The sequence below is a fragment of the Hydrogenophaga sp. genome (assembly GCF_028698005.1).
In the GTDB taxonomy this organism is placed as follows: domain Bacteria; phylum Pseudomonadota; class Gammaproteobacteria; order Burkholderiales; family Burkholderiaceae_C; genus Hydrogenophaga.
Window position 1 is genome coordinate 14,744 of record NZ_JAQVEJ010000018.1, and the last position, 16,599, is coordinate 31,342.

The 16,599-nt window shown below is 63.9% G+C and carries 15 protein-coding genes; 7 read left to right on the forward strand and 8 right to left on the reverse strand.

Translation table 11 applies throughout. The features are described 5' to 3' along the window. Positions 1-36 precede the first annotated feature (36 nt). On the reverse strand, positions 37-990 hold the full coding sequence (locus PHQ87_RS03480; protein ID WP_300231311.1) for an RluA family pseudouridine synthase: 954 nt from the start codon (positions 988-990) through the stop codon (positions 37-39). 97 nt (positions 991-1,087) lie between these two features. Between PHQ87_RS03480 and PHQ87_RS03485 the strand changes: the two genes are divergently transcribed. Both PHQ87_RS03485 and PHQ87_RS03490 read left to right on the forward strand, forming a co-directional pair. Beyond that, a complete protein-coding gene (locus tag PHQ87_RS03485) occupies positions 1,088-1,879 on the forward strand; it encodes an outer membrane protein assembly factor BamD (RefSeq protein ID WP_300231276.1) in 792 nt (263 codons plus the stop codon). 13 nt (positions 1,880-1,892) lie between these two features. Further along, on the forward strand, positions 1,893-2,657 hold the full coding sequence (locus tag PHQ87_RS03490; RefSeq protein ID WP_300231279.1) for a protein phosphatase 2C domain-containing protein: 765 nt from the start codon (positions 1,893-1,895) through the stop codon (positions 2,655-2,657). A 53-nt stretch (positions 2,658-2,710) separates the two neighbouring features. Here the strand turns inward: PHQ87_RS03490 and zapE are convergent, their stop codons facing one another. From zapE to PHQ87_RS03525, 7 genes are all read right to left on the reverse strand, one after another. Then, positions 2,711-3,808, reverse strand: coding sequence for a cell division protein ZapE (zapE, locus tag PHQ87_RS03495; RefSeq protein ID WP_300231282.1), 1,098 nt, complete (start codon positions 3,806-3,808; stop codon positions 2,711-2,713). A 20-nt stretch (positions 3,809-3,828) separates the two neighbouring features. Continuing rightward, the gene (lpdA, locus tag PHQ87_RS03500; RefSeq protein WP_300231284.1) at positions 3,829-5,256 is read right to left on the reverse strand and encodes a dihydrolipoyl dehydrogenase; all 1,428 of its coding nucleotides are present in this window, start codon (positions 5,254-5,256) and stop codon (positions 3,829-3,831) included. A 63-nt stretch (positions 5,257-5,319) separates the two neighbouring features. Next, entirely contained in the window at positions 5,320-6,576 is a 1,257-nt protein-coding gene (gene odhB, locus PHQ87_RS03505) for a 2-oxoglutarate dehydrogenase complex dihydrolipoyllysine-residue succinyltransferase (protein WP_300231287.1), read from the reverse strand. Between the two features lie 87 nt (positions 6,577-6,663). After that, a complete protein-coding gene (locus PHQ87_RS03510; RefSeq protein ID WP_300231289.1) occupies positions 6,664-9,552 on the reverse strand; it encodes a 2-oxoglutarate dehydrogenase E1 component in 2,889 nt (962 codons plus the stop codon). 177 nt (positions 9,553-9,729) lie between these two features. After that, positions 9,730-10,101 (reverse strand): metalloregulator ArsR/SmtB family transcription factor, encoded by a 372-nt coding sequence (locus tag PHQ87_RS03515; protein WP_300231291.1) that lies wholly within the window; start codon positions 10,099-10,101, stop codon positions 9,730-9,732. Between the two features lie 100 nt (positions 10,102-10,201). Next, the gene (locus PHQ87_RS03520) at positions 10,202-12,100 is read right to left on the reverse strand and encodes a propionate--CoA ligase (RefSeq protein ID WP_300231314.1); all 1,899 of its coding nucleotides are present in this window, start codon (positions 12,098-12,100) and stop codon (positions 10,202-10,204) included. 144 nt (positions 12,101-12,244) lie between these two features. Beyond that, the gene (locus PHQ87_RS03525; protein ID WP_300231318.1) at positions 12,245-12,850 is read right to left on the reverse strand and encodes an isochorismatase family protein; all 606 of its coding nucleotides are present in this window, start codon (positions 12,848-12,850) and stop codon (positions 12,245-12,247) included. A gap of 583 nt (positions 12,851-13,433) precedes the next feature. Between PHQ87_RS03525 and PHQ87_RS03530 the strand changes: the two genes are divergently transcribed. The 5 genes from PHQ87_RS03530 to PHQ87_RS03550 form a co-directional block, all read left to right on the forward strand. Continuing rightward, the gene (locus tag PHQ87_RS03530) at positions 13,434-13,748 is read left to right on the forward strand and encodes an NIPSNAP family protein (RefSeq protein WP_300231293.1); all 315 of its coding nucleotides are present in this window, start codon (positions 13,434-13,436) and stop codon (positions 13,746-13,748) included. After that, positions 13,748-14,716, forward strand: a complete 969-nt coding sequence (locus tag PHQ87_RS03535; RefSeq protein ID WP_300231296.1) for a TRAP transporter small permease subunit — start codon at positions 13,748-13,750, stop codon at positions 14,714-14,716. Before PHQ87_RS03530 ends, PHQ87_RS03535 begins: the two co-directional genes overlap by 1 nt. After that, complete coding sequence (locus tag PHQ87_RS03540; RefSeq protein WP_300231298.1) at positions 14,688-15,209, forward strand: hypothetical protein; 522 nt, start codon at positions 14,688-14,690, stop codon at positions 15,207-15,209. Before PHQ87_RS03535 ends, PHQ87_RS03540 begins: the two co-directional genes overlap by 29 nt. A gap of 43 nt (positions 15,210-15,252) precedes the next feature. Next, positions 15,253-16,215, forward strand: a complete 963-nt coding sequence (locus PHQ87_RS03545; RefSeq protein ID WP_300231301.1) for an ABC transporter substrate-binding protein — start codon at positions 15,253-15,255, stop codon at positions 16,213-16,215. A 123-nt stretch (positions 16,216-16,338) separates the two neighbouring features. Next, the coding region (locus tag PHQ87_RS03550; protein WP_300231303.1) for a hypothetical protein at positions 16,339-16,599 on the forward strand (261 nt) is incomplete at its 3' end.

A 16,599-nucleotide genomic window follows, 5' to 3' on the forward strand; every position in this document is an offset into this window, starting at 1 on the left:
CCTGCCAGGCGAATGGTGGCAGGCCGGACACAGGTGTCAGGCCGGGTGCAGCCCATTGTACCGGAGGCCCGCCGCGGCGATGGCATCGGACAGATCGGGCGGTACGCCCCATTCAAAGGACAAGGGCTGGTCCGTCACCGGATGCCGGAGATCGAGCCGGATCGCATGCAGCGCCTGCCGCGCCAGTCCCCATGCCGGTTTGCCGCCATACAGCACATCGGCCACCAGCGGATGACCCAGTACCGACAGATGCACCCGGATCTGGTGCGTGCGCCCGGTGTGCAGCCGGCATGCCACCAGGGTGGCCTCGCCGTTGCCATCCAGGCGCGTGATGGTCGTCCGTGCCGGCTTGCCTCCCGCGACCACCGCCATGCGCAGGCGGTTGCGCGGATCGCGGCCAATGGGGCGATCCACCTCCAGTTCGCCGGCGCATCGCCACAGGCCATGTGCCAGCGCGACGTACTGGCGCCGGACCTCGCGGGCGGCGATCATGCGGACCAGCGCGTCGACCGCCTGCCGGGTCTTGCCCACCAGCATGAGGCCCGAGGTGTCCTTGTCGAGCCGGTGCACGATGCCGGCGCGAGGCAACCGGGCTGCTCCGGCGTGGTGGGCCAGCAGGCCATTGAGCAGCGTGCCGCTCCAGTGGCCAGCGGCCGGATGCACCACCAACCCGGCGGGCTTGCGGATCACCAGCAGATGTTCGTCTTCATGGGCGATGTCCAGCGCCATCGGCTGCGCCACGAAGGCCATCGCCTGCTGGGTGGGCCGCAGTTCGATCTCGAGTTGCTCGCCTGCCGCCAGACGTGCCGCCGGCTTGACCGCGGTACCCGCCAGGCGTCGCACCGCCCCATCGGCAATCAGCTGTTGCAGATAGGTGCGGGAGAACTCGGGAACCAGCACGGCCAGCACCTTGTCCAAGCGCTGGCTGTGCAGCGCTGGCGGGACCGTGCATAGGCGACACTCGATTTCCGGCGCCGGTTGGTCCGCCAGTTCGGCCTCGTCGCCTTCCGGCAAGGCAGGTACGGCACCCGTCGATATAATTTCAGATGGCAAGACCTGTTATCCCCATTGCAAAGGTGTGCGAGTGATGCGTTCGTCCAGATTATCATTGGTGCCGCTCGCCTTGGCGGGCGCCATCGTGCTGCAAGGCTGCAGCAGCACGTCCCGGGATGAGACTGCCGGCTGGAGCCCGAACAAGATTTACAGCGAAGCGCAGGACGAGCGCCGCTCGGGCAACTTCGACAAGGCCGTCGACCTGTACGAAAAGCTCGAAGGCCGCGCTGCCGGCACGCCGTTGGCCCAGCAAGCACAACTGGACAAGGCCTTCACCCACTACAAAGCGGGCGAGCAGGCCCAGGCCCTGGCCACCATCGACCGCTTCATGAAGCTCCATCCGGCCAGCCCGGCCATGGACTATGCCCTGTACCTCAAGGGCCTCATCAACTTCAACGACAACCTCGGCTTCCTGGGCAATCTCTCGCGCCAGGATCTGTCCGAGCGTGACCAGAAAGCGGCCAAGGAGTCCTTCGAGTCGTTCCGCGAACTGGTCGAGCGCTTTCCGAACTCACGCTACGCGGCCGATTCGCGGGCGCGCATGACCTACATCATCAACTCGCTGGCGCAGTACGAGGTTCACGTCGCCCGCTACTACTACAGCCGCGGTGCCTATGTGGCGGCCATCAACCGTGCCCAGGCGGCACTGGCCGAGTACAGCGATGCGCCGGCGCTTGAAGAGGCGCTGTACATCCTGATCCACTCGTACGATGCGCTGGGCATGACGCAACTGCGCGACGACGCACGCCGCGTCATGGCATCGAGCTACCCGGGTAGCGAGCAAGCCTTCAGGCGCCGCGATGATCCCTGGTGGAAGCTCTGGTGAATACGCCCATCCCATGAACAGCAGCAAAGGCTTCCGCATCCAGGCCTCGACCGGCATCCATCGGGGTGACCGCGACTATCAGCAGGATCAGGTGTGCCTGCTGCACCATGCACAGCATGCCGGCTGCCTGCTGGCGGTGGTCGCCGATGGCATGGGCGGGCGCAGTGGCGGGCGCAAGGCATCTGACCAGGTCATGCTCACGGCACGCCAGTTGTTCGAGCGTTTTGATCCGGAAACGGACGACCCCTCGGCCTTGCTCAGGCAAATCGTCGAAGAGTCGCACCTCGTCATCAAACTCACGGCCGTGTCTGCCGAGCAGGAGCCGCACAGCACCATCGCCGCCTTTCTCATCAACCCGTCGGGCGAGTGCCACTGGGTACACGCGGGCGACTCGCGCATCTACCATTTCCGCCATGGTCGCCTGGTAACCCGCACCATGGACCACTCGTACGTGCAGACCCTGGTCAACCAGGGCGAGATCACCGAGCAGGAAGCACTGGACCACCCCCACTCGAACATCCTGATGGGTTGCCTGGGGACCGACAGCGAACCGCCGGTGGACCTGCATGTGGTGCCCAGGCTGTCCACGGGTGACGCCCTGATGGCCTGCAGCGATGGTGTCTGGCACTACTTCACGCCCGACGAGTTGGCCAGCACCATCGCCATGCTCACCCCGCGCGAAGCCTGCGAGTTCCTGATCCAGAAGGCCCGCACACGTGCCAAAGGCATGGGCGACAACCTTTCACTGGTCATCGTCAAGCTGGACCCCTTGGGGTAGCATCCCGGTGCCGCTGCCGCGGCCGCCCCCTCACGGGCCATCACTTCAGGCCATCAAGTCAATCCCGTATCGACGGTCCGGTGTTCCAGCGCCAGGTACTCTGCCGACTGCATCTCGCCCAGGCGCGACACCGTGCGCGGAAACTCGTGGGCCATCGGGCCGTCAAGGTACAGCTGTGCGGGCGGTACCGCTGCCGACATGATGAGCTTGACGCGCCGGTCGTAGAGCACGTCAACCAGCCAGGTGAAACGCCGCGCCTCCGAGGCCTGGCGCACCGCCATCTGCGGCACGTTCGACAGCAGCAGCGTGTGAAACTGGCTGGCGATCTCCAGGTAATCGTTCTGCGAGCGCGGGCCACCGCACAGGGTGCGGAAGTCGAACCAGATCACACCGCCGGCGCGGCGCAATGCCCGGATTTCGCGCGATTCAATGTGCATCACCGGGCTTTCGTCGGCCGCTTCGGCCAACTGATCGAAGGCCTGGGCCATCGCGGCATCGGCTGCATCACCCAGCGGGCAGTGATAGAGCTGGATGTGCGTGAGCGTGCGCTGGCGGTAGTCGGTGCCGTTGTCGACGTTGATGACCTCCAGCCGCTGCTTGAGCAGTTCGATGGCCGGCAGGATGCGGTCCCGGTGCAGGCCGTCCGGATAGAGGCCGTCGGGATGGAAATTGGACGTGGTGACAAAGCCCACGCCAGCCTTGAACAGGGCCTCCAGCAGGCGATGCAGGATCATGGCATCGGTCACGTCCGCCACGTGGAATTCGTCGAAGCAGATCAGCTTGTAGCGCTTCGCGATGCGCGCGCCCAGCTCGTCCAGCGGGTTCACCGTGCCCTGCAACTCGCGCAACTCACGGTGCACCTCGCGCATGAACTCGTGAAAATGCAGACGCGTCTTGCGTTTGATCGGCACCGCGTTGTAGAAGCAGTCCATCAGGAAGGACTTGCCCCGCCCCACCCCGCCATACATGTAGACGCCGCGCGGGATCGCCGGCTTGATGAAGAGCTTCTTCAGTGCATTGGAGCGGCGCTGCTTGTAGGAACCCCACTCGGCCGCACAGCGCTCCAGTGCCTCGATGGCACGCAACTGCGCCGGATCAGAAGAAAAGCCGCGCTCGGCGAGCGCGGCTTCGTAGGTCGCCTTGACGGACATGCGTGGCGCGGACCTGGCGATCAGAAGTTCAGCGTGCGCTTGTCCACCGCCAACGCGGCTTCCTTGGTGCTTTCGCTCAAGGACGGATGCGCGTGGCAGATGCGGGCAATATCTTCGCTGCTGGCCTTGAACTCCATCGCCATCACGGCTTCGGCAATCAGCTCCGAAGCCATCGGGCCGATGATGTGCACGCCCAGGATCTCGTCGGTCTTGGCGTCGGCCAGGATCTTGACGAAGCCCGTCGTGTCACCCAGCGCGCGCGCACGGCCATTGGCCAGGAACGGGAACTGGCCTGCCTTGTAGGCGGCACCTTCGGCCTTGAGCTGCTGTTCGGTCTTGCCGACCCAGGCGATCTCGGGGCTGGTGTAGATGACGTAGGGGATGGTGTCGAAGTTGACATGACCGTGCTGGCCCGCGATACGCTCGGCCACGGCCACGCCTTCTTCTTCGGCCTTGTGCGCCAGCATGGGGCCGCGCACCACGTCACCGACCGCCCAGACGCCGGGCAGGTTGGTGCGGCACTCGGCGTCGACCACGATCGCGCCACGCTCGTCCAGCTGCAGGCCCACGGCCTCGGGGTTCAGGCCGTTGGTGTTGGCCACGCGGCCGATGGACACGATGAGCTTGTCCACCGCCAGCTCCTGGGCTTCGCCCTTGGCATTGGTGTAGGCCACCGTGACGCCCTTCTTGCCGGTCTTGACCTCGCCGACCTTGGCGCCCAGCTCGATCTTCAGGCCCTGCTTGGCGAAGACCTTGGCCGCTTCCTTGGCCACGCTCTCGTCGGCGGCGCCCAAGAACGTGGGCAGACCTTCGAGGATGGTGACGTCGGCACCCAGACGGCGCCAGACCGAGCCCATTTCCAGGCCGATCACACCGGAGCCGATCACGCCCAGCTTCTTGGGCACGGCGCCGATGCGCAGCGCACCGTCGTTGGAGAGGATCTGTTCCTCGTCGAAGGCCACGCCCGGCAGGGCACGCGGGTTGGAACCCGTGGCCACGATCACCTGCTTGCCGCTGATGATCTCTTCCTTGGCGCCGGTCACCTTGATCTCGTAGCCGCCATCCACAGCCTTGGCGAAAGAGCCACGGCCGTGGAAGAAAGTGACCTTGTTTTTCTTGAACAGGTACAGGATGCCGTCGTTGTTCTGCTTCACGACGCCGTCCTTGCGGCCAACCATCTTGGCCACATCCATCTTCACCGTGCCGGTGCTGATGCCATGGTCGGCGAAATGGTGCAGCGCGTGCTCGTAGTGCTCGGACGACTGCAGCAGCGCCTTGGAGGGGATGCAGCCGACGTTGGTGCAGGTGCCACCCGGGGCCGGGCCGCCGGCGGCGTTCTTCCATTCGTCGATGCAGGCCACCTTGAAGCCGAGCTGGGCCGCACGGATGGCCGCAATGTAGCCGCCGGGGCCGGCACCGATCACGACGACGTCAAATGCTTGGGACATGTTCTATTCCTGTGGGGTTGGACAAACGCCCCCGAAGGGGCGTTGTGCATGATGGGTCGCTGATCAGAGGTCGAACAGCAGGCGCGACGGGTCTTCCAGCGCGTCCTTCATGGCCACCAGGCCCAGCACGGCTTCGCGGCCGTCGATGATGCGGTGGTCATAGCTCATCGCCAGGTAGTTCATCGGGCGCACCACGATCTGGCCGTTCTCGACCACAGCACGGTCCTTGGTGGCATGCACGCCCAGGATGGCCGACTGCGGCGGGTTGATGATCGGGGTCGAGAGCATCGAGCCGAAGGTGCCACCGTTGGAGATGGTGAAGGTACCGCCGGACATTTCCTCGATGCCCAGCTTGCCTTCCTGTGCCTTCTTGCCGAATTCGGCGATCTTCTTCTCGATGTCGGCAAAGCTCATCTGGTCGGCATTGCGCAGGATGGGCACCACCAGGCCGCGCGGCGAGCCGACGGCAATGCCGATGTCGAAGTAGCCGTGGTAGACGATGTCATTGCCGTCCACCGAGGCGTTGAGCACCGGGTACTTCTTGAGCGCGTGCACGGCGGCCTTGACGAAGAAGCTCATGAAGCCCAGCTTGGTGCCGTGCTCCTTGGTGAACGCATCCTGGAACTTCTTGCGCAGCTCCATGACCGGGGCCATGTTCACTTCGTTGAAGGTGGTCAGGATCGCGTTGGTGGCCTGCGACTGCAGCAGGCGCTCGGCGATGCGCGCGCGCAGGCGGGTCATGGGCACGCGCTCTTCCGGGCGGTCGCCCAGGTCGGGCGTGGCCGTGGGCACTTGCGGCAGCACCTTGGTGGGCGCCCCGGTGGGGATGGCCACGGCCGCAGCAGCGGCCTTGGGCGCGGCGGCGGCAGCCAGCACATCGCCCTTGGTGACGCGGCCGTCACGGCCCGTACCGGCGACGGAACCCGGGGCCATGCCCTGGTCGGCCATCAGCTTGGCGGCGGCAGGCATGGCCACACCGGCCTTGCTGTCGGAAGCGGCAGCGGCGGCAGGTGCCGGCGCAGCGGCGGGCGCGGCAGCCGGAGCCGGCGCGGCGGCGGGAGCTGAAGCCCCGGCCACGGCTTCGGTGTCGATCTTGGCGATGACCTGGTCGGCGGCGACGGTGGCGCCATCACCCTGAACAATCTCGACCAGCACGCCGGCTGAGGGCGCCGGGCATTCGAGCACGACCTTGTCGGTTTCGATCTCGATCAGGATTTCATCGACGGCGACGGCCTCACCGACCTTCTTCTTCCATTGCAGCAGGGTGGCCTCGGCCACGGATTCGGACAGCTGCGGTACCTTGACTTCTACGATTGCCATATGCGTTTACCTGTGGGTGTTCGTGCGGCGGGCCCAACAAGGCCCCGGCGCCAGGCCGGGGCGTGCGGGCGGTTGGCGCCTGCGGGGTTACTTGGTGAGGATGAAGCCCTTGAGCTTGCCGAAGGCGGCCTCGATGAGGGCCTTCTGCTGTTCCTGGTGCAGGTGGGCGTAACCCACGGCGGGCGATGCGGAGGCGGCGCGACCCGCGTAGCCCAGCCGCTGACCTTCGAGCATGTTCTCGTGGATCTGGTGTTGCACGAAGAACCAGGCACCCTGGTTCTGGGGCTCGTCCTGGCACCACACGATCTCGGTCGCGTTGGGGTACTTCTTCAGCTCGGCGCCGAACACCTTGTGCGGGAAGGGATAGAGCTGCTCGACGCGGATGATGGCCACGTCGTCGGCTTCCTTCTCTTCGCGCTTCTTGACCAGGTCGTAGTAGACCTTGCCCGAGCAGCAGATGACGCGCTTGACCTTGTCGGCCTTCTTGGCGACCGATTCCTTTTGCTCGGGAATCACGGTCTGGAAGCTGCCCTTGATGAACTCGGACACCGGGGACGTGGCATCCTTGTTGCGCAGCAGCGACTTGGGCGTCATGATGACCAGCGGCTTGCGCAACTGGCGGATCATCTGCCGGCGCAGCAGGTGGAAGATCTGGCTGGCCGTGGTCGGCTGGCAAATCTGCATGTTGGCCTCGGCAGCCAGTTGCATGAAGCGCTCCAGGCGTGCCGAGCTGTGCTCGGGGCCCTGGCCTTCGTAGCCGTGCGGCAGCATCAGTGTGAGACCGTTGACGCGGCCCCACTTGACCTCGCCCGAAGCGATGAACTGGTCGATCACCACCTGGGCACCGTTGGCGAAGTCGCCGAACTGGGCTTCCCAGATCACCAGGGTGTTCGGGTCGTTCGAGGCATAGCCGTATTCGAACGCCAGCACGGCCTCTTCGGACAGGATGGAGTCGATCACCACGAACGGCGCCTGGTTTTCGGCAACGTTCTGCAGCGGCACATAGAAGCCCTCGTCCCACCGCTCGCGGTTCTGGTCGTGGATGACGGCGTGCCGGTGGGTGAAGGTGCCACGGCCACTGTCCTCGCCGGACAGGCGCACCGGGTAGCCACTGGCCACCAGTGAGGCGAAGGCCATGTGCTCGCCCATCCCCCAGTCGACGTTGACCTCGCCGCGCCCCATGGCGGCACGGTCGTCCAGCACCTTCTTGACCAGCGGATGCACGTTCACCGTGCTGGGCACCACCGTGATCTTTTCGGCCAGACGCTTCCACTCGGCCAGCGGAATGGCCGTGTCGCCCGCATCGGTCCACTTCTTGCCCAGGTAGGGCGACCAGTCCACCGCGTATTTGCTCTTGAAATTGGTCAGCACCGGATCCACCGTGTGCTTGCCGGCATCCAGCGCCGCGCGGTAGGCCTTGACCATGTCATCGCCCAGCGTATCGCCCAGCCCCTGGGCTGCGAGCTTGTCGGCATAGAGCTTGCGCGTGCCCGGATGCTTGGCAATTTTCTTGTACATCAGCGGCTGGGTCAGCGCAGGCGTGTCCTGCTCGTTGTGGCCCAGCTTGCGGAAGCAGACGATGTCCACGACCACGTCCTTGCGGAAGGTCATGCGGTATTCCAGCGCGAGCTGGGTGGCCAGCACCACGGCCTCGGGGTCATCACCGTTGACGTGCAGCACCGGCGACTCGACGCCCTTGACGATATCCGTGCAGTACAGCGTGGAGCGCAGGTCGCGCGGGTCGGAGGTGGTGAAGCCGATCTGGTTGTTGATGATCAGATGCACCGTGCCGCCCGTGGTGTAGCCACGGGTATGGGCCAGGGCCAGGGTCTCCTGGTTGACGCCCTGACCGGCAAAAGCGGCGTCGCCATGCACCAGCACGGGCAGCACCTGCTTGCCCAGGGGGTCGCCGCGGCGGTCCATGCGGGCCCGCGCCGAGCCTTCCACCACCGGGTTGACGATCTCGAGGTGCGAAGGGTTGAAAGCCAGCGACAGGTGAACCGGACCACCGGGCGTGGTCACGTCCGAACTGAAGCCCTGGTGGTACTTGACGTCACCGGAGGGCAGGTCTTCGGGGGCGGTATGGTCGAACTCGGCGAACAGGTCCTTGGGCATTTTGCCCAGGGTGTTGACCAGCACGTTCAGGCGCCCGCGGTGGGCCATGCCAATCACGATTTCCTGCACGCCCTGCGCACCGGCCTGCTGGATCAGCTCGTCCATGGCGGCAATGAAGCTCTCGCCGCCTTCGAGCGAGAAGCGCTTCTGGCCCACATATTTGGTGTGCAGAAAACGCTCCAGGCCCTCGGCGGCGGTCAGCCGCTCCAGGATGTGCTTTTTCTTCTCCGCATCAAACACGGGCTTGGTGCGGATGGACTCGAGTTTTTCCTGCCACCAGCGCTTCTCGCTCTGATCGGTGATGAACATGTACTCGGCACCGATATTGGTGCAGTACGTCTCGCGCAGTGCATTGAGCAGGTCGCGCAGGCTCATCACCTCCTTGCCGAAGAAGGTGTTGCTGGTGTTGAACACCGTTTCCATGTCCGCATCGCTGAAGCCGTAGAACGACGGTTCCAGTTCGGGAATGGCGGGGCGTTCGGTGCGCTTGAGGGGGTCTAGGTCGGCCCAGCGGGAACCCACGTTCCGATAGGCCGCAATCAGCTGCTGCACCGCCGTGCGCTGGCGGCCAAGGTCGGAGTCGGCACCAAAAGCGAGAACCTGCGTGCCGCGCTGCTTGGCGCGCTCGGCGAAAGCGTTGATGACCGGCTGATGGGGGACGTCACGCGCATCGGAGCCGTCGGAGGCCGGCACGTGCTGGAGCGCATCGAAGTAGCTGCGCCACTTGTCGGGGACACTGCCCGGGTTTTCGAGGTATTTCTCGTACATCTCCTCGACATAGGGCGCGTTGCCCCCGAAGAGATAGGAGTTGCCCTTGTAGGCAACGTAAACGCCGCCCGAGCTTGATTGTGCTTCGCTCATTGATCCGCTGACCTCCGCTTCCCTGCAGGAAGCATTAGCTGGTAAATAAAACCTCCCGCGACACGGCTGAACCGGTTGGCGGATGCGACAGTGACTGGAAGGACCTGACTGCAGCCCGCCATTGTGCCACCAATGGGCACGCCGTAGGCAAGGATTTGCAGATGCGGGTCGAACTGCTCAGGAAATGCGGGGCGACAGGCGCTCGGACAAGGGCACCGAACTGGGTTCATCCAGCTCGATGGCGATCTGGGTGCAGACGGTGCGGCACAGCGTCACGGCCTTCTCGCTCTGCACCCGGTAGATCACCTGGGTCCCTTCCTTGCGCTTGGCCAACACCCCGGCCCGGTACAGCAGGTTCAGGTGCTGCGACAGGTTGGGCTGGGTCGTGTCAATCTCCTGCAGCAACTGTGAAACGGACTTTTCCTTGTCGCACAGGGCACTGAGGATGCGCAGCCGCATGGGCGTGGCCAATACACCGAACAATTCGGCCGCCATCTCGAACACACGAACCTTCTCAACGCCCGATTCCGTTTCGATCATCTGTTCCATGCCTGGCCCATCCTTGTCAATATAAGCATGGATCATACTGACAACGCACCACCGACGCCACCGGAAGTATCCCGGCATTTTGGGCGCGGTGGTGGCGGCTTCAGTTCGACGCCAGGTTCTTGACCTGCTCCAACGCCGTCGGGTCTTCCATGGTGGTGAGGTCGCCCGGGTCACGCCCCTCGCACACCGCCTGGATGGCGCGGCGCAGCAGCTTGCCCGAGCGGGTCTTGGGCAGCACCGAGACAAAGCGCACGCGCCCCGGGCGGGCGACCGCCCCGAGTTGCTCGTCCACCCGCTTCATGATCTCGCCCTCGAGCCGGAGGGCATCCGCAGGCGTGGCGGCCTGCCCGGGATCCTTGAGCACCACAAAGGCGATCGCCACCTGGCCCTTGAGTGAGTCGGCCACACCCACCACCGCCACCTCGGCCACGCCGGGATGGCTCGAGATGCTCTCTTCGATCTCGCGCGTGCCCAGCCGGTGGCCAGCCACGTTGATCACGTCGTCGGTACGGCCCAGAATGAAAAAGTACCCGTCTTCGTCACGGATGCCCCAGTCAAAGGTGCTGTACACCAGTTGGCCGGGAATGCTCGACCAGTAGGTCTTGACGTAGCGCTCGTCGTCGCCCCAGACGGTCTGCAGGCAGCCCGGTGGCAGCGGCCCTTTGACGGCAATCACGCCCTTGTGGCCGGGCTCGGTGATTTCCTCGCCGCTCGTCTCGTCGATCAGGCGCACGTCATAGCCGTAGACGGCCTTGCCGGGGGAACCGAACTTGGTGGGCGCCTTTTCGACACCGTTGCAGATGGCCAGGATGGGCCAGCCGGTTTCAGTCTGCCAGTAGTTGTCGATGATGGGCTTGCCGATGGCATCGGAGATCCAGGTCGCGGTCGGCTCGTCCAGCGGTTCGCCCGCCAGGAACAGGGCCTTGAGGCTGGACAGGTCGTACTTGGTGAGGTAGGCCGGATCCTGCTTCTTGAGCACGCGCGCAGCCGTCGGCGCCGAGAACATGACCGAGACCTTGTATTTCTCGACCAGTTTCCACCAGATCCCGGCATCGGGACGGATGGGCAGGCCCTCGTACATGATCGTGGCCATACCGTTGATCAGAGGCCCGTAGATGATGTAGCTGTGGCCGACCACCCAGCCAATGTCGGAGGTGGAGAAGTAGGTTTCACCCGGCTCGCCCATGTAGATGTGCTTCATGGACGCGGCCAGCGCCACGGCATAGCCGGCGGTATCGCGCTGCACCCCCTTGGGCTTTCCGGTGGTCCCGGAGGTGTAAAGAATGTAGCTCGGATGCGTGCTGTCCACCCAGGTGCAGGGCACCTGAGCATCCATGACCTTGGCGCGTTCGGCCGCATAGTCCACGTCGCGGCCGGCCACGGGCGCCAGATCTGCCAGGCCGCGGTTGACCATCAGCACCTTGGCCGGCTTGTGCTCCGCCAGGTTGATGGCCTCGTCGAGCAGGTGCTTGTAAGGCACGACCTTGCCACCACGCATGCCGGCGTCGGCACTGACGATGGCCACCGGGCTGGCGTCATCGATGCGGCTGGCCAGCGCGTGGCTGGCAAAACCACCAAACACCACCGAATGGATGGCGCCGATGCGCACGCAGGCCAGCATGGCGAAACAGGCCTCGGCGATCATGGGCATGTAGATCAGCACCCGGTCACCCTTGCCCACACCCAGACCCTGCAGGATGGCGGCCATGCGATTGACCTCGGCATGCAGTTCGCGGAAGCTGTAGGCCTTCTCGGTGTCGGTTTCGGTGGACACGAAGATCAACGCGTTCTGCTCGGCGCGGTCCTTCAGATGGCGGTCGACTGCGTTGTGGCAGAGGTTGGTCTGGCCACCCACGAACCAGCGGGCGAAAGGGGGCTGGCTGTAGTCGCAGACCTGATCAAAGGGACGGTGCCAATCGATCAATTCGGCCTGTTCGCGCCAGAAACCGTCCCTGTCCTCAATGGAACGGCGGTGAAATTCTGCATAGCTCTGGGGCATGTTCATCTGTATCTCCTTCGGGTCACCCGGCTGTGGACCGGGCACGCAGCCCTGCCATTGAAATGAATTCATAATTATGGAGACCAGACTTTCGACAGTCTGACAGACGGCCCCGGCCACGCCCCTCCGGCGTGTCGGCCACGCTTATTTGATGAGCGCCTGGATGTCTCGGAACGCCGGATGCTGGGCCGTGCGCATCCATTCGAACAACACCATCTCGGTCGTCACCAGTTCGGCCCCTGCCCCCGCCAGGCGGTCGAAGGCGGCGTCACGGTTGCGCTCGGTGCGCGAGCCGCAGGCATCGGTCACGACCCAGACGTCGAACTCCTCATCCAGCAGCTCCAGCGCGGTCTGCAGCAGACAGACATGCGCCTCGCACCCGGCCACCACGATGCTCGGCCGCTCAGGTGCCGCCGGCTGCGGGGCTTTTTGCAGGTGTTTGGGCAGGCTGCGTGCATTGCCCGAAGGCTGGCGCACGGGTGGGCGCAGCCAGCCGGCCAGGCCATCGGACACGGCGCCGAAGTGGTGCTTGGCCAGCGTGCGCTGACACAACGCCCGCAACTCTGGCAGGTTGTGCCCCAGTTTTTCCGGCACCTGCTCGGTACCCCAGACCGGCACCTCCAGCAGTCGCGCCGCCTTGGCCAGACGCAGCGCATTGGCTTGCACAAAAGCCGCTTCATGGATGGCCGGCATAAGCCTCTCCTGGTAATCCACCAGGACGAGTTGGGATTCAAGGACATCAAGCAGCATGGTCACCGGCCCGTTATCAGTTTCAATCAGCGTCCCCGCCAGAAGACGGGATCAGGAAAAACAAAAGGGCTACGGCCTTCATCGCTGTAGTCCTCGGTATGAGTGGTCGCGTGGCGGTATTCGAACTTGCCACCCCTTGCACCACACCGGATTAGACGTGAAATCGTGCGGGATTTCCAGGAACGTCAGGGAACGCCCCCTCGGCCGCACCCCGGGCATGGCGCGGTGACACGACGAGCAACGGCGACAGATTGAACGGTGACGTCCCAGGTTGCAGGCCAAGGTCGTCGTTGTCGATCTTTGAGCGCATGGAAGCCGACGACCCATGATGGGTTCGGACGCTGGTTTCTCGCCCGGGCCACGCCGCAGACCTGCGGCCTGACTCGGTGAGGGCGGCTTCGCCGGCTTGGCACCAAGCCCGGCCATTCCGACGGGTCGGTCGGGCCGCGCCACACATACGGAAATCGCATATTCAAGCTCGAAAATGATCGTTGTTGGGCAAAAGCCCCGCCACTACATTGGGCCGCTCATCCTTCGATGCCTGATCGAAGGACATCCGACAGTCGTCCCTTTGGAGTGATTCTTGATTCTTGACGAGCGCAGCTATTCGATCCACCCGGCACATGTCCGGGACTACCTGGACACCTACGAACGCGAGGGGATGGCGCTGCAAGTCCAGCATCTGGGCAACTTGCTGGGCTGGTTCACCACCGACACGGGCACCGTCAACGAGGTAGTGCACATGTGGCTGTACGAGGATCTGGCTGACCGGGAGCGACGCCGCAGCGCCCTGGAGGCAGACCCCAAGTGGTGGGCATTTCGCGCCAAGACCTCTCCTTATGTGCAGTCCATGCGCAGCCGGCTTCTGCGTCCCACCAGCTTTTCTCCCTTGCGCTGATGACGATTTCCGAGCTGTCCCCCAATGCCAGCGGGATTCACATTCCGTCGTTCAAGGCGCCCTGGCAGCGCCATGCCGCAGCGGCGCTGCAGCTGATCGAGAAATTCGTCGGCATTGCTGTCGGTGCCGTGCTGGCGCTGTTGCTGGCTGTCGTGCTGGCTGCCGTGATCGCGCGTTACCTGGGTACCAACGGTCTGGCCGGCGCCGATGAATTGGCCCTTTGGCTGTACGTGGCATTGGTATTTCTGGGTTTGCCGCTGGCGGCGCATGGCTCATTGGCGATGCGACTGGATTTGCTCAGTTCGCGTTTGCGCGGCAAATGGCAATGGCTGGCGGAGGCCTTGGTCGAAGCCGTGGTGATCCAGGCCGCGTGCGTGTTCCTGTTTGGCGCGTCAGATGTCTGGGCCATGTTGGGAGGAACGTCCGACATCCTCAGCGTTCCGGAGAACTGGCGTTACGGCCCCGTGATCCTCGGCGCTGCCCTGACTTTGCTCACCGCCGCCCTGCGTGCGGCCAGCCTGCCCCTGGGTGATGCCAGCAAGCTGGTGTCGGGCTGGGTGCTCGGTGCCGCCACGTACGCTTTGTTGCACCAGCTCGGTCCCTGGGATCTGGGGCTTCCCAGCGCTGTCGCTGCCGTCGTGACAGCCTTCGGCATCGTCATTGGCGCCCCCTTGCCGCATGTGCTCATCGCCGGTCTTCTATGGACCGTGCCTGCCGGCGGCCTCCTGCCGGAGCCGGCCATGGTGCAAAACGCCGTTGCCGGGGTCGGGCGCTTTCTGTTGCTGGCCATTCCCTTCTTTTTGCTGGCTGGCGTGCTGATGGCATCGGGTGGATTGGCAGATCACCAACTTCATCAACGAAGAACTGCGCCACCACGAAGGCTCGTTCCGCATTGCCGAGGCGCTGGACAAGTTCCACACCAGCCCGCGTGTGGGCTATATGCAGGAGATCATTCCTACCTTTCATGATGAAAATCATGAGCGCAAATTGCCCTTCCTGGCCGGGCTGGCGCTCAATGCATTGTTTGAATCCATGTCCGGTGACCTGCTCACCCCACGGACCCGCAATGCCAAGTTCGAATCCATCCGGCAGGTCTGCAAGCTCATCGATCGCGATGAAGCGCGCCATGTGCAGTTCGGCCGCATTCTGCTGCGTTACCACGCCAAGGATATTTCCGCCGAGGACAAAGAAGTCATTGGTCAGGTGTTCGTCAAGAAGCTGAGGGACGTGCTGCTGCGCGGTGTGTATACGGTCGTCAATCTGCCAGAGCAGGACCGGGCGCACGCCGGGCGCGTGCGTGAAATCGCCGCAGAATGGGGTCTGGGGGCAAGCCGCCCGGAAGACGAAGTCGAAATTTTGCGCGGCTCCCTGAAACGAATTCGTGAATGGGTGGAACCTCATGGCTTCCACATTCCGCGAGTTCCGGAGCTCGATCAGGAAGCCGAAGCCGTCACCGCCTGACTGGACTATGACGGGACACACATTGTGGTACACCCGCTGTCCGGTGCCGTCACCACTGGGGCTGGCGGTTCAGCTCGGCTGGCTGGACGAGGCCTTTCAGGCAGACGGAATAGCGGTGCAATCGGTGCTGGACAGTCCGCAGCAGAGCGTGCGGGGCAGCCATTTCTCGCATCATCTCCCCTGGTCCGTGCGCCAGGGCGGGAATATTCCCGCCCTCTGGGCACGCGCCCAGGGTGCCCCAACGCGGTTGCTGGGACTGAGCTGGACGGACGAGTTTCAGGCCATCATCACGACCGGGAACACACACCTTGGCCAGGCCAAAGAGCTGCGCGGCCGCCGACTCGCGCTACCCAGGAAACCCGGTGATCAGATCGACTTCCATGGTGCCACGGCGCTCAAGGGCATCTGGTCTGCCTTGACCACGGCGGGACTGGATCTGAATGCTGTCGAACTGGTGGATTGCACCAACCACGAGCCGTCATTGCTGGATACGAGGCAATCCGATTTGTTCGGACTGCGCCGGCGCCAGCCCTATTTTCAGGAGCTGGCGGCACTGGTCAGGGGCGAGGTCGATGCCATTTTTGTAAAAGGTGCTGAAGGCATCCTCATCGCCAACCTGATCGGTGCCCAGGTGGTCGTCCAGACCGGACAGCACCCGGACCCCATCATCCGCGTCAACAATGGTTGTCCGCGCCCCCTGACCGTCGACGACGCGCTGGTACAGGAGCGCCCCGATCTCGTCACGAAATTGGTATCTCTGGTTGATCGAGCCGACCAATGGGCACATGCGCATCCTTCAGACACGCTGCGCTTTGTGGCGCGTGAGATGGGGTGCTCGGAAGAAGCCGTGCTGGCATCCAATGGCCCCCATTTGCACACGACCCTGAGCCTGGGCCTGATCCAGGAGCAGGTCGATGCCTTGGCGTTCTTTCAGCATTTCCTGTTTGAACACGGTTTCATTCCCAATGACCTTCCCGTCAACGACTGGGTGTACCGGACGACATAGCGATCGCAACCTGGCACCGATCTCCCTGCCCATATTGCCAGCGCAGGGACCACCCTACCGATCTGCGCAACAGATGGCTGCTCCAACCGGGAGCGGACTCAAGCGCAAGACAAAAAGTCCCACATGATCGACGACTGGACCTCGTTCTACAACCACCGGTCCCCGTCAGGCACCCAACATGAAGCCCCGCCGAGGCATTTTCATTGGTGGCCTGAGCTGTGCGGGTTCTGCTGGGTCAATTCAGCGTCGTATTCATTGGCGATAGGCCATGTCCGGCTTATCAGGGAGTCAGACCGTATCCATTCCGCATTAAATGCAGGCTTTTACCGCTGCCTTCCAGATTTCCGCGTCATATCGCCTGGCTTTCTGATCCCTTTCCTTCCA

Bases quoted from the DNA above. Each gene is read 5' to 3' on its own strand.
- PHQ87_RS03540 (WP_300231298.1), top strand. From the start codon at position 14,688: ATGCAGGAGATCATTCCTACCTTTCATGATGAAAATCATGAGCGCAAA.
- PHQ87_RS03510 (WP_300231289.1), bottom strand. From the start codon at position 9,552: ATGAGCGAAGCACAATCAAGCTCGGGCGGCGTTTACGTTGCCTACAAG.
- PHQ87_RS03520 (WP_300231314.1), bottom strand. From the start codon at position 12,100: ATGCCCCAGAGCTATGCAGAATTTCACCGCCGTTCCATTGAGGACAGG.
- zapE (WP_300231282.1), bottom strand. From the start codon at position 3,808: ATGTCCGTCAAGGCGACCTACGAAGCCGCGCTCGCCGAGCGCGGCTTT.
- PHQ87_RS03535 (WP_300231296.1), top strand. From the start codon at position 13,748: ATGACGATTTCCGAGCTGTCCCCCAATGCCAGCGGGATTCACATTCCG.
- odhB (WP_300231287.1), bottom strand. From the start codon at position 6,576: ATGGCAATCGTAGAAGTCAAGGTACCGCAGCTGTCCGAATCCGTGGCC.
- lpdA (WP_300231284.1), bottom strand. From the start codon at position 5,256: ATGTCCCAAGCATTTGACGTCGTCGTGATCGGTGCCGGCCCCGGCGGC.
- PHQ87_RS03525 (WP_300231318.1), bottom strand. From the start codon at position 12,850: ATGCTGCTTGATGTCCTTGAATCCCAACTCGTCCTGGTGGATTACCAG.
- PHQ87_RS03490 (WP_300231279.1), top strand. From the start codon at position 1,893: ATGAACAGCAGCAAAGGCTTCCGCATCCAGGCCTCGACCGGCATCCAT.
- PHQ87_RS03515 (WP_300231291.1), bottom strand. From the start codon at position 10,101: ATGGAACAGATGATCGAAACGGAATCGGGCGTTGAGAAGGTTCGTGTG.
- PHQ87_RS03485 (WP_300231276.1), top strand. From the start codon at position 1,088: ATGCGTTCGTCCAGATTATCATTGGTGCCGCTCGCCTTGGCGGGCGCC.